This is a genomic window from Streptomyces flavotricini, assembly GCF_020639365.1.
Lineage (GTDB): Bacteria > Actinomycetota > Actinomycetes > Streptomycetales > Streptomycetaceae > Streptomyces > Streptomyces flavotricini.
This window is the reverse complement of sequence record NZ_JAINUL010000001.1, coordinates 4,495,281-4,507,726: the sequence shown is the minus strand read 5'-3', so window position 1 is coordinate 4,507,726 and position 12,446 is coordinate 4,495,281. Positions and strand designations below refer to the sequence as shown.

11 protein-coding genes are annotated in these 12,446 nt (G+C 73.5%); 2 read left to right on the top strand and 9 right to left on the bottom strand.

The genetic code is table 11. The annotated features are described in order from the left end of the window. Positions 1-23 precede the first annotated feature (23 nt). On the top strand, positions 24-992 hold the full coding sequence (locus K7B10_RS20355; protein ID WP_199813601.1) for an alpha-ketoacid dehydrogenase subunit beta: 969 nt from the start codon (positions 24-26) through the stop codon (positions 990-992). Then, positions 992-2,314, top strand: a complete 1,323-nt coding sequence (locus K7B10_RS20350; protein ID WP_229337827.1) for a dihydrolipoamide acetyltransferase family protein — start codon at positions 992-994, stop codon at positions 2,312-2,314. The genes K7B10_RS20355 and K7B10_RS20350 overlap by 1 nt, the downstream gene beginning before the upstream one ends. 99 nt (positions 2,315-2,413) lie before the next feature. Here K7B10_RS20350 and K7B10_RS20345 read toward each other — a convergent pair whose 3' ends face one another. The 9 genes from K7B10_RS20345 to K7B10_RS20305 all read right to left on the bottom strand — a co-directional run bounded on the left by K7B10_RS20345 (position 2,414) and on the right by K7B10_RS20305 (position 12,431). Then, positions 2,414-3,391 carry an NAD(P)H-quinone oxidoreductase gene (locus tag K7B10_RS20345; protein WP_229337826.1) on the bottom strand — a complete coding sequence of 326 codons (978 nt, stop codon included), beginning with the start codon at positions 3,389-3,391 and terminating at the stop codon, positions 2,414-2,416. A 71-nt stretch (positions 3,392-3,462) separates the two neighbouring features. Further along, positions 3,463-4,563, bottom strand: coding sequence for a potassium channel family protein (locus K7B10_RS20340; RefSeq protein WP_229337824.1), 1,101 nt, complete (start codon positions 4,561-4,563; stop codon positions 3,463-3,465). Continuing rightward, positions 4,551-5,858 (bottom strand): molybdopterin molybdotransferase MoeA, encoded by a 1,308-nt coding sequence (locus K7B10_RS20335; protein WP_229337822.1) that lies wholly within the window; start codon positions 5,856-5,858, stop codon positions 4,551-4,553. The genes K7B10_RS20340 and K7B10_RS20335 overlap by 13 nt, the downstream gene beginning before the upstream one ends. Beyond that, a complete protein-coding gene (locus K7B10_RS20330; RefSeq protein ID WP_229337820.1) occupies positions 5,855-6,754 on the bottom strand; it encodes an NTP transferase domain-containing protein in 900 nt (299 codons plus the stop codon). Before K7B10_RS20330 ends, K7B10_RS20335 begins: the two co-directional genes overlap by 4 nt. Positions 6,755-6,875: 121 nt before the next feature. Further along, positions 6,876-7,409, bottom strand: a complete 534-nt coding sequence (locus K7B10_RS20325) for a bacterial proteasome activator family protein (RefSeq protein ID WP_030857605.1) — start codon at positions 7,407-7,409, stop codon at positions 6,876-6,878. Between the two features lie 93 nt (positions 7,410-7,502). Further along, positions 7,503-10,325 carry an ABC transporter permease gene (locus K7B10_RS20320; protein ID WP_229337818.1) on the bottom strand — a complete coding sequence of 941 codons (2,823 nt, stop codon included), beginning with the start codon at positions 10,323-10,325 and terminating at the stop codon, positions 7,503-7,505. Next, positions 10,322-11,089: an ABC transporter ATP-binding protein gene (locus tag K7B10_RS20315; RefSeq protein ID WP_229337816.1), complete on the bottom strand. Its 768-nt coding sequence runs from the start codon at positions 11,087-11,089 to the stop codon at positions 10,322-10,324. The genes K7B10_RS20320 and K7B10_RS20315 overlap by 4 nt, the downstream gene beginning before the upstream one ends. Before the next feature lie 28 nt (positions 11,090-11,117). Beyond that, positions 11,118-11,765 carry a PadR family transcriptional regulator gene (locus K7B10_RS20310; protein WP_229337814.1) on the bottom strand — a complete coding sequence of 216 codons (648 nt, stop codon included), beginning with the start codon at positions 11,763-11,765 and terminating at the stop codon, positions 11,118-11,120. Positions 11,766-11,873: 108 nt separating this feature from the next. Further along, positions 11,874-12,431, bottom strand: coding sequence for a hypothetical protein (locus tag K7B10_RS20305; RefSeq protein WP_229337812.1), 558 nt, complete (start codon positions 12,429-12,431; stop codon positions 11,874-11,876). Positions 12,432-12,446: the final 15 nt, after the last annotated feature.

Genomic DNA, 12,446 nt, shown 5'->3' with positions numbered 1-12,446 from the left:
CGGTGGCCTTGAAGCCGGCGACGATGGCGCAGGCCCTGCAGCGGGCCATGCGCGACGCGATGGCCGAGGACCCGACGGTCCACGTCATGGGCGAGGACGTCGGCACGCTGGGCGGTGTCTTCCGGATCACGGACGGCCTCGCGAAGGAGTTCGGCGAGGAGCGCTGCACGGACACCCCGCTCGCGGAGGCCGGGATCCTGGGCGCCGCGGTGGGCATGGCCATGTACGGGCTGCGGCCGGTCGTGGAGATGCAGTTCGACGCGTTCGCGTACCCGGCGTTCGAGCAGCTGATCTCGCACGTGGCGAAGATGCGCAACCGGACGCGCGGCGCGATGCCGCTCCCGATCACCATCCGCGTGCCGTACGGCGGCGGGATCGGCGGCGTGGAGCACCACAGCGACTCCTCCGAGGCGTACTACGTGGCCACGCCCGGTCTGCACGTGGTGACCCCGGCGACCGTCGAGGACGCGTACGGGCTGCTGCGCGCGTCGATCGCGAGCGACGACCCGGTGATCTTCCTGGAGCCCAAGCGGCTGTACTGGTCGAAGGCGCAGTGGGACCCGGCGGCGCCGGCGGCCGTGCCGGGGATCGGGAAGGCACTCGTCCGGCGTACCGGCACGAGCGCCACGCTGATCACGTACGGGCCCTCGCTGCCGGTGTGCCTGGAGGCAGCCGAGGCGGCGCGCGAGGAGGGCTGGGACCTGGAGGTCGTGGACCTGCGCTCCCTCGTCCCGTTCGACGAGGAGGCGGTCGTGGCCTCCGTACGCCGCACGGGGCGCGCGGTGGTGGTCCACGAGGCGAACGGCTTCGGCGGACCGGGCGCGGAGATCGTCGCGCGCATCCAGGAGAAGTGCTTCCACCACCTGGAGGCGCCGGTGCTGCGGGTGACGGGCTTCGACATCCCGTACCCGCCGCCGATGCTGGAAAAGCACCACCTGCCCGGTGTGGACCGGATCCTGGACACCGTGGCCCGCCTGCAGTGGGAGAACTGATGCCGCAGGTAATGGAGTTCAAGCTCCCCGACCTCGGGGAGGGACTGACCGAGGCCGAGATCGTCCGCTGGCTGGTGGCGGTGGGCGACGTCGTCGCCGTCGACCAGCCGGTGGTCGAGGTCGAGACGGCCAAGGCGATGGTGGAGGTGCCGTGCCCGTACGGCGGTGTGGTCACCGCCAGGTTCGGGGAGGAGGGCACGGAACTCCCCGTCGGAGCACCACTGATCACGGTGGCGGTGGGTGCGGGGGCGGACGAGGCGGTGGAGCCCGAGGACTCCGGCTCGGGCAACGTCCTGGTCGGCTACGGGACGGACCACTCGCGCACGGCGCGTCGGAGGCGGGTGCGACCCGGCTCCGCGGCGCCGGCTGCCACCTCGGCTCCCACGCCCGCTCCCGCTGCCGTCGTGACGACTCCCGTCGTGGCGAGTCCTGCCGCGGCGAGTCCCGTCGTGACGGGGCCGGTGGCCGTGATCTCGCCGCTCGTGCGCAAGCTGGCTCGGGACCACGGGATCGACCTGCGCGCGCTGCGCGGGTCGGGGCCCGAGGGGCTGATCCTGCGTGCGGACGTCGAGGCGGCGCGCCGGTCGCCGGAGCCGGTTCCCGTCGCCGCCCCCGCGGCGGCGGCTGCCCCGGAGGGTGAGCGGGTGCCGCTGAAGGGCCTGCGGGGCGTGGTGGCCGAGAAGCTGTCGCGCAGCCGCCGGGAGATCCCGGACGCCACGTGCTGGGTCGACGCCGATGCGACCGAGCTGATGGCGGCGCGGGCCGCGATGAACGCCGTGGGCGGGCCGAAGATCTCCGTGCTGGCGCTGCTGGCCCGGATCTGCACGGCCGCGCTGGCGAAGTATCCCGAGCTCAACTCGACCGTGGACCTCGCGGCGAACGAGATCGTACGGCTGCCTTCCGTGCACCTGGGCTTCGCGGCGCAGACGGAGCGCGGGCTGGTCGTCCCGGTCGTCCGGGACGCGCAGACGCGCAACCCGGAGTCCCTGTCGGCGGAGTTCGCCCGCCTCACCGAGGTCGCCCGGGCCGGGAAGCTGGCCCCGGCCGACCTCACCGGGGGCACGTTCACCCTGAACAACTACGGGGTGTTCGGCGTGGACGGCTCGACGCCGATCATCAACCACCCGGAGGCGGCGATGCTCGGCGTCGGCCGGATCATGGCGAAGCCGTGGGTCCACCAGGGCGAGCTGGCGGTGCGCCAGGTCGTCCAGCTGTCCCTGACCTTCGACCACCGGGTCTGCGACGGCGGCACGGCGGGCGGCTTCCTGCGCTACGTGGCGGACTGCGTGGAGTCCCCCGCGGTGCTGTTGCGCTCGCTGTGACGGGGCCCCGCGGGCCTTCTCCCCCACCCGCCCTCCGCCCGTTCCCCAGGGGACGGGGGAGAGGCGGGGCGGGGAGAAGGCCGCGGGCAGCAGGACCGGTCACGTGGTGAGCAGGAGCTTGCCCACGTGCGCGCTCGATTCCATCGTGCGGTGGGCCTCGGAGGCGTCCGCCATGGGGAAGGTGGCGTGGACCACCGGTTTCACCCGGCCCGCGGCCACCAGCGGCCAGACGTGTTCCCGTACCGCCGCCACGATGGCCGCCTTCTCCTCCAGCGGCCGGGCCCGCAACGAGGTGGCGGTGATGGCCGCCCGCTTCGCCAGCAGCGCGCCCAGGTTGAGCTCCGCCTTCACCCCGCCCTGCAGCCCGATCACCGCGAGCCGGCCGTTCACGGCCAGCGCGTCCAGGTTCCGGGCCAGGTACTTCGCTCCCATGATGTCCAGGATCACGTCCGCCCCGGCGCCGCCGGTCGCGGCCCGCAGCTCCGCCACGAAGTCCTGCTCGCGGTAGTCGATCAGGATGTCCGCGCCCAGCTCCTTGCACCGCGCCAGCTTCTCCGGGCCGCCCGCGGTCACCGCCACCGTCGCGCCCACCGCCTTCGCCAGCTGGATCGCCATCGTGCCGATGCCGCTGGACCCGCCGTGCACGAGCACCGTCTCGCCGGGGCGCAGGCCCGCCACCATGAACACGTTCGACCACACGGTGCAGGCCACTTCGGGCAGCGCCGCCGCCGTCACCAGGTCCACGCCGGCCGGGACCGGCAGCAGCTGGCCCGCCGGAACGGCCACCCGCTCCGCGTACCCGCCGCCGCCGAGCAGGGCGCACACCTCGTCGCCCACCGACCAGCCGGACACGCCCGGCCCGATGGCTGCGATCCGCCCCGAGCACTCCAGGCCGGGGTGGCGGGAGGCGCCGGGCGGGGGATCGTAGAACCCCTGGCGCTGGAGGACGTCGGCGCGGTTCACGGCGCTCGCCGCGACGTCGACGAGGACCTCGCCCTCGCCGGCCACCGGATCGGGTACCTCGGCCCAGACGAGGGCCTCGGGGCCGCCGGGCTGTTCGATGGTGATCGCATGCATGGCCCGGAGGGTACGCCACCTCGGCGCCCCGACGGCCAAGGCCCGTCTTTCGGACCAGGCCGGGACACGACCTAGTCGGCGGATCCCTTGGCCACCGGCGGCGGGGCGAGCGATGCCGCGCGCACGATGGTGATGAGACGGTCCGTCAGCTGGAGCGGGCTCGCGTGCGGGTCGTCGTACGCGAGCAGCCGGTGGCCGCGCAGCACGCTCACCACCAGGTCCTCCGTCTCCCGTACGCCCTTGCCGACCTCGGCCTTCCGTACGGGCCGTTCGATCAGGTCCAGTCCGCTGCCCTGCTGGATCAGGTCCTCCATCACCGTTCCCGCGCTGGGGCTCAGCACCGAGAGCCCCAGCAGCCGGCCGGCCGCGCTCGCGCTCGTGATGACCGCGTCCGCACCCGACTGGCGCAGCAGCGGCGCGTTCTCCTCCTCGCGGACCGCCGCGACGATCTTCGCGCCGCGGTTCATCTGCCGAGCCGTCAGCGTGACCAGCACGGCGGTGTCGTCCCGCTGTGTCGCGATGACGATCTGACGGGCCTTCTGCAGCTCGGCACGGAGCAGCACATCGGAGCGCGTGGCATCCCCCACGACTCCGGTGAAGCCCTCCGCGTTGGCCGTGTCGATCACCTTGGCGCTCGGGTCCACGATGACGACCTGTTCCTTCCGGAGGCCGGTGGCCAGCAGCGTCTGCAGGGCCGAGCGGCCCTTGGTGCCGAAGCCGACGACGACCGTGTGCTCACGCAAGTTCTTCCTCCAGCGGCTCAGCCGCCACTCTTCGCGGGTCTTCTCGGTCAGGACTTCCAGCGTGGTTCCGACCAGGATGATCAGGAAGAGCACGCGCAGGGGCGTGATCAGCAGGATGTTGGTCAGCCGCGCGCTGTCGCTGTAGGGGACGATGTCGCCGTATCCGGTCGTCGACAGGGTCACCGTGGCGTAGTAGACGCAGTCGAGGAAATCGACGCTCTCGTTGGCGTTGTCGTGGTACCCGTCGCGGTCGAGCCACACGATCATGACCGTCAGGAACAGTACGAACAGGGCCATCAACAGGCGTTTGCCGACCTGCCGGAGCGGCTTCTCCACCACGCGCTTGGGCAGTTTGATGCGCCGTGAGACGAGTTTCTCGTCGGCGGCCCGGGCCATCGCGTCGTGGCCGTGGAGTTTCACGTGAAACATCCTCCTGAGACCCACGGCAGATCCAGGATCTCCAGGTCCTGTCCGTCGCGCGCGCCGTGCGGCGGTACGACGGCCAGCCCGTCGGCCGCGGCGACGCCGCGCAGCATCGCGGGACCGTTGTAGCGCAGCGGTACGGCGTGCTCGTCGGTCAGCAGGACCGGTACGAGCCGGGTGTCGTACGGGTGGCCGGGTACGTCGCCCTGCACCGGGACGGTGTACCGGGGCCGCTGGCGGCGGCCGGCCAGGGCGCGCAGCAGCGGTTCGGCGAGGGTCAGCAGCGCGGAGACGGCGGCGAGCGGGTTGCCGGGCAGGCCGACCAGGTGGCGTCCGTCGGCGCGGTCGCCGAGCCGGGCCAGCAGCATCGGGTGTCCGGGGCGTACGGCGACCCCGTCGACGAGCAGTTCGGCGCCGGCCTCGCGCAGGACGGGGTGGACGTGGTCGACGGGGCCGGCGGCGGTGCCGCCGGTGGTGACGACCAGGTCGGCGTCGGAGTCCTTGACGGCGGCCAGCAGGGCCTTGGCCCCGGCCGGGTCGTCGCCGATCCGCCGGGTGGCGGTGACCTCGGCGCCGAGCCGCGTGAGCCAGGGGCCGAGCATGGGGCTGAGGGCGTCCCGGATCAGGCCGTCGTGCGGGCGGCCTTCGGTGAGCAGTTCGTCCCCGAGCACCAGGATCTCGACGCGGGGCCGGGGCCGGGTGGTGAGCTCGTCGTACCCGGCGGCGGCGGCGAGGCCGAGGACGGCCGGGGTGACGAGGGAGCCGGCGGGCAGCAGCAGGTCGCCGGAGCGGCATTCCTGGCCGCGCGGGCGGATGTCCTGGCCGGTGAGGACGGTCCGGTCGGCGTGGAGCTGGGTGCCGGACTCGCGCGAGTGCTCGGTGCGGATCACGGCGGTGGTGTCGGCGGGGATCCGCGCGCCGGTCGCGATCCGTACGGCCTCGCCGTCGGCCAGCGGCTCGGGGCGGTCGGACCCGGCCAGCACTCCGGCACCGGTGCGGATCGTCCAGGGACCGGGGCCGGCCACGGCCCAGCCGTCCATGGCGGAGCTGTCGAAGGACGGCAGGTCGGTGAGCGCGTCCAGGGACTGGGCCAGGACCTCGCCGAGCGCGTCCCCGAGGGGGACCCGGTGGGTGCGCGGCCTGATGCCGGAGCCGGCGCTGATGGCGGCCTCCCGCGCTTTCGGCCAGGCCGTGGCGCGGTGGAGGCCGCCGGCTGCGTCGTCGGCGCGGGGGTCGCGGCTGACCAGGGCCAGGGCCTCGTCGAGGGCCCGGAGGGCGTGGTCGGCGTCGGTGGGGGTCATCCTGAGCCATTCTCTCGGGCCGGGGTCCCGCCCTCGGTGCCGGTCGTGCCCTCGGCCGCGGCCTCGGCGGCCCAGCGCAGGGCCAGGTCGGCGGCCTTGCGGGAAGCCTCGGCGACCGCGGTGGCGGGGTCGGCACCTGCGGCTTCGGCCCGGGCGGCCGCGTAGCCGACCAGGAAGGTGGTCAGGGGGGCGGCGGGCCGGGCGACGCCGTGCGCGGCGTCACGGGCGAGGTCGAGCAGGATCTTGGTGTCGACGGGGAGGTCGATGCCCAGCTCGGTCTTGGCGGCGTTGATCCATTGGTCCAGCACGTTTCCATGCTCCCTGATCCGGGCTCGGGCGACCGCGAGATCTTCCCAGGTGTCGCAGTCGAAGGAGGCGAGTGGCGCAGAGTCCGTCACTTTGGCCAGGTCGAGCTCCGCGGTGAGAGCGCGCAGGGGGAGTCCGCAGAGGGTGCCGTGCTCGGTCGCCAGGAGGGCGATCTCGCGGCGCAGGGGTTCGGCGCGGTAGGCGGCGACGAGGGGCTGGTCGCGGCCGGTGGGGTCGCGCAGCAGGGCGCCGTCGCCCCCGGCGGCCGGGGCCCGGAGCAGCGTCCGGACCGTGTCCCGGTCGAGGAACGGCAGGTCGGCGGAGAGCACGAGGACCAGCTCGGCGGTGGTCGCGCGCAGCCCCGCGTCCAGGGCGGCGACGGGGCCGGCGCCGGGCGGGTCCTCCCGGGTCCAGCTGACCGGGCGGGCGGTGGGGCGGCGGCCGCCGACCACGACGGTGGTGGCGGCGTCGGAGCAGGCGTCCAGAACGCGGTCGAGGAGGGCGCGCCCGCCGACCTGAAGGGCGGGCTTGTCCGCGCCCCCGAGTCGTCGCGCGGCGCCGCCGGCCAGGACGATCGCGTCGTAGGTCATACCTGTGAGTATGCGCGGCCCATGTCCCCAGCGGGGAGCTGCACTTAGCAAGGGCTTATTCACGGGACCGGGGTCCCGGGGCCGAAGCCCCGGGACCCCGGTCCTCGTGTCACGTCGTCGCTTACAGGTACGGGCCCGACCGGATGGCGCCGTGGCCGTCTTCCTCGTCCGTCGGGGCGCCCGGCGGGAGGGCGCGGCGCATCTGCTCCAGCTGGGCCCGCGCGGCCATCTGCTGCGCGAACAGGGCCGTTTGGATGCCGTGGAACAGGCCTTCCAGCCAGCCCACCAACTGGGCCTGGGCGATCCGCAGTTCCGCCTCGGAGGGGATCGCCTCCTCGGTGAAGGGGAGTGACAGGCGCTCCAGTTCCTCCACGAGCTCCGGAGCCAGACCGTCCTCCAGCTCCTTCACGGACGCTGCGTGGATGTCCTTCAGACGGACCCGGCTGGCCTCGTCCAGAGGTGCGGCGCGGACCTCTTCCAGAAGTTGCTTGATCATGCTGCCGATCCGCATGACCTTGGCGGGCTGTTCGACCATCTCCGTCACCGGGACCTCGCGCGACTCGTCATCGGCGCCGCCGACCGGCATCCCGTCCTGTCCCACGATCAGGCCGGGCGGGGGGCTGTCCTGCGACCGTTCACTCCTCGGCATCTCCATGCCGTCATTCTCTCGCACACCGTCTTACTCACACGGTGTGCCCCCGTACGGGCGTGATCCACCCTGTACGGGGGCGAGAACGCACAGTGACCGTCAGCCCGCCTCGCGCCGTGCCATGGCGCCGCTGGACTTGGTGACCAGGGCGGCCAACAGGGCCGCGCCGAGCGGGACCACGATGAGCAGCCCGCCGAGGGTCTCCCACGGCACCGCGATCGGCACGTACAGCTTGTCGTTCGCGTCGCCGGCCATCTGCATGAGGTGTTCGGTCTCCCGCCGCTGGACCAGCCGCAGGCCGACCGCGGGCAGGATGCCCGCCGCCGAGCCCAGGACCACACCCATCAGGGCCACCACCCCGCACTGGAAGCCGCTGAGGGTGCGTCGGACCCGCGGCGGTGCGCCGACCGCCGCCAGGGTTTTCAGATCGGCCTCGGCATCGGCCTGCGCGAGTCCGGTGGCGATGCCGGCCGCGCCGATGGTGACCAGGCCCGCGAAGATGGTCAGGGCCAGCATCGTGATGTCGGCCCCGGCCTGGTAGCCGGCCTCGATGGTGACGGGGGCCTCCACGCCGATCTGGTCGATCCGCGCCGCCACCCGCTGCTTCTGCCGGCTGGTGGCCGTGCCGTCCAGGGTGAAGTACGAGGCGAACGGCAGGGTGGTCAGGCCGGCGCTCTTGGCCGCGGTCGGCGGCAGGACGAGCTCCAGGCCGTACCCCTCGGCGGTGTCGGGAGTCTGGTGGACGGGGAAGACCTTGTCCTCCCCCTTCGGGTCGACCCCCGGCTCGTAGACCTCGTCCTTGTTGTCGATCAGCCGGACGGTGACCTTGCCGTCCTTGACGTTGCGCTTGTCGAAGGAGACGCCCTTGCCCTCCTTCAGGGCGGACACCGCGCCCGGATCGGTGACCGCGAGCGCCGCCATCAGCTTCTCGTCGGCGACGACGACGTTGAACTGCGCGGAGTGGCGGTTGTACGTGCACCGCGGGTCCTTGCGCAGCGCCTTCTTCTCCGCGTCGCTGAACGAGTCCATCCCGTCCTTGGCCTCGTAGAGCGGGCAGCGCTGCTCCTTGGGCCGCATGATCTCGGCCCTGCCGCAGCCTTCGGGGCCGGTGAAGCGCTCACAGCCGGGCTTGCCGTACGAGATGTGGTCCACGTCCGCCCTTACGGCGAGCGGGAGTTCCTGCGCCAGGGCCTCGCGGACCGCGGGCATGTCCTTGCTGCGGCCGAGCTCGTGGATCGTCACCACCCCGGCGCCGTCCGGGAGGTCGGCGATGTACTCGTGACGGGCCTGGATCTCGGCGCTGTGCTGGTACGTGGCCACCGCGACGGTGCCGGCGACGGCGGCCAGGACCGCGGCCACGGCGGGGGCCGTACGGCCCCGGTTGCGCACGGCGTCGCGCAGCGCGAGCCGAGGCGACAGCGGCAGCCAGCGCCCGAGCCGGCCGAACAGGCCGACCAGCACCGGGGTGAGGGCGACGATGCCCAGTTCGGCGATGGCACTGCCGCCCGCGACGACGGTGGAGCCCATCCGGGAGGCCGTGCCGTAGAGGGCGATCGCGGCGCCGGCGGCGAGGGCGAGGAGGCCGATGACGGGCAGTACCCGGTTGGCCCGGCGGGTCCCGCGACGGCCGGTCAGCGAGGCCAGCACGGTCTGCCGGGAGGCGGTGACGGCCGGGGCGATCGCGGCGAGCAGGCCGGTCACGACGGCGAGCAGGGCGATGGAGAAGATCTCCAGCGGGCGGAAGGTGAATCCGCCGAAGCGCGCGCCGAGATACTCCTCCAGCGTCGACCGCAGCCCCAGGGTGAGGGCGACGCCGAGGACCGTGCCGGTGACGGCGGCCGCGGCGCCGATGACGAGGCCGCCGGAGAGCACGATGGCCCGGATGTGGCGCCGGTCGCCGCCGTTGGCGCCGACCAGGCCGAGCTGGCGGCGCGAGCGCCGGGCGCCGACCGCGAAGGCGGGGCCGGCCAGCAGGCAGATCTCCAGCATCGCGAGGCCGACGACCGTGGCCAGGACGGCCAGTTCGGTGGTCGGGAGCCCGTTGTCCGGGTTGTAGTAGCCCAGTTCCTTCTGCTGGGCGATGTACGGCACGTCGGACTCGGCGGGCGGGTCGAGCAGCACGGCGCGGGAGACGACCTGCACGCTCTTCGTGTTGAGCGCCTTGACCATGTTCCACGTGAAACCATCGCCGCCGACCTTGACCAGGTAGGTGTCGGTGGCGACCACGCCGGGGACCCCGGCGGCCTGGAAGGCCTTGTCGAGCGGGGCCAGCAGGGTGCCGGGCGGGGCGAGGACCTCGCTCTTGTTGAGATCGGACGGCAGCTCGTACGCGCCCACGATCCGGTACCAGGCGTCCGAGCCGCGCGCGCGGAACTCGGAGCCCACGAAGAACCCGGACTCCTTGAGGAAGGCGCTCGTGGCGATGACCTCGCCCGCCTCCTGCGGCAACTGTCCCCGCTGCAGCTCGATCATGCCCTTGACCAGCGGACTGGCCGCGTCGATCTCCCGCAGGTCGGTTTCCAGCAGGCCGTACCGGGTGCGGATCTTGGTGTGTGCCGTGCTGTCCTTGAGCGATTGGGCACCCGGCGGGATCGCGGAGGTCAGGACCTTCGGATCCGTCTCCGACCTGGGGTCGTACTTGTCGTAGCCGCCGACGGGCATGGAGGTCTTGCCCTCGACGTCCTGGTAGACGGGCCCGCTCAGGTCCGAATCCTTCAGCCGGGCGTCGGCCGCGCCGATCGAACGGGAGGCCGTCTGCTCGGGGGAGAGCTGGGCGCTGCGCGTGGTGAGGTCGGCGGCGCTCACGCCGACGATCGGCAGGGCGATCATCGCGAGGACGAGGGCGCTGCGGCCCTTGGCCCGCCAGGCATCGCGGCGGGCGATCCGGATGGCCGCGATCCAGGCGTGGTACGAGGATTTCACCGGCCGGCCTGCCCGGAGAGCAGGGAGTCGGCCTGGCTGCGCAGGGTCTCGTCGACCACGCTGCCGTCGCGCAGGAAGACCACGCGGTCCGCCCAGGCGGCGAACCGCGGCTCGTGGGTGACGAGGATTCCGGCGGCGCCCGCGTCGCAGCGCGAGCGCAGTAGGGCGAGGACGGATTCGCCCGTCTCGGAGTCGAGGGCGCCGGTGGGCTCGTCCGCGAGGACCAGACGGCGGTCGCCGACGAGGGCCCGGGCGATGGCCACGCGCTGCTGCTGGCCGCCGGACATCTCGTCGGGGAAGCGGTCGGCGAGCTGCCCGAGGCCCATCTCCTCCAGCGCGGCCAGGGCCGAGGCGCGGGCCTTGCGGGCGGAGACACCGTCGAGCTCCCGGGGCAGCGCCACGTTCTCGGCGGCGGTGAGGGCCGGGATCAGGTTGTAGTCCTGGAAGACGTACCCGATGCTGCGGCGGCGCAGTGCGGCCAGCTGGCGCCGGCTCGCGGTGGTGATGTCCGTGCCCTCGACGATGACGTGGCCGCTGGTGGGCGTGTCGAGGCCGCCGGCCAGGGTGAGCAGCGTGGACTTGCCGGAGCCCGAGGGGCCCATGACGGCGACGAGCTCGCCGGGGTACACGGACAGGTCGATGCCGCGCAGGGCGTGCACCTCGGTGGCGCCGCTGCCGTGCGTGCGGACGAGCTGGGTGAGCTGGAGCACCGGCCGTGCGGACGGCGCGGGCGGTATGTGGGGCGCGGACTGCTGGTCGGACATGGGGGTCCCCCCTGGGACGGTGGTGGCTTCAGCCGCGCGGCGTGCGGAAGGCGCGGGGCTCGGGTGCGGCGGCGGCCGCGGGGGCGTCGGTGTCGGCCTGGGGTGGTTCTGGTTCGGCTCTCCGGTCGGCCGGCAGGGAGAGCCGTACGAGGCGTGATTCGGAGTGGTCGAGCCAGCGGGCCTCGGCCTCGGTCTGGAAGATCAGCTGCTCCAGGACCAGCAGCCAGGCCACGTCGTCGCGTTCGCGGGACCTCCCGCTCTCGATCGCGGCGAGGGCTTGAGCCTTGAGCCGGGTGTAGTCCTGCATCGCCCTGATCGTGGCGTGCCGCTGGGCCTGGATGACGGCGCGGATGTCCACTCCCGGGGCGCCCACGGCCATGGCGAGCTTGATGGACAGCTCGTCACGGGGCGGGTTGGTGCGGTCGACGGGGCGCTCGTACCACTGGTGCAGTTCGGCGCGTCCGGAGTCGGTGATGGCGTAGAGGGTGTGCCCGGCGGAGTCCTCGCCGCCGGGTGCGACGAGGCCGTCGCGTTCGAGCCGGGCGAGGGTGGTGTACACCTGCCCGACGTTGAGCGGCCAGGTGGAACCGGTGCGGGATTCGAACTCGGTGCGCAGCTGAGAGCCGTACCGAGGACCCCTTTCCAGCAGCGCGAGAAGGCCGTGGCGGATCGACATACTCAGTATGTATACCGAGTATGTTGTGCCGCGCAACCGTCCTGAGACGTAGGCCGCAGGAGGGACGGGCGCCCCCGCCTCCGGCTCGGGACGGGTTCGCGGGCGGCGTCAGAGGCCCTTGCGCAGCCGCAGCCCGAGGTAGCCGAGCCCCAGTCCCATCAGGGCGAATCCGGTGCCGAGCGGCAGTATGTGCGCGGCCAGGTCGGCGGCGCGCTCGTTCGGCCCGGTGCCGATCGCGGTGACCACGGGCGGGGGGCTCGGCGGGGGTGGCGGCTGCACCGGCCGCGGGCTGGCCGGACGGTGGTGCGGGCGGACCGGGAGGAGGGGGCGGGCGGCGAGCACGGTCTCCGGGTTCGCGGGCTCGGCGGCGGGTCGCCCGGGCCGCTCCCGCCCGACCCCGGCGGCGCTGCCGGCGAGCTCCTCGTACGCCTCGTGCGGTACGTCGGCCAGCGGATCGGGGTCGGTGTCGTCGGCCTTCGGCGCGGCGACGGGAACCCTGCCGGGGAGGGCCGCGACGAGCGGACGGACGGCCGCGGCCGGACCGGCCGGGGACGAGGCGGCGGCGGCCGCGGACACGGCGGAGGCGGCAGGGGCGGCGGGGGACAGCGCGGCGGCGGCCACTGCCGCCCCGGCCAGCCAGCGCTGCGCGCGGAGGCGTTGAGTCACGGGGAGCCCCTCCCG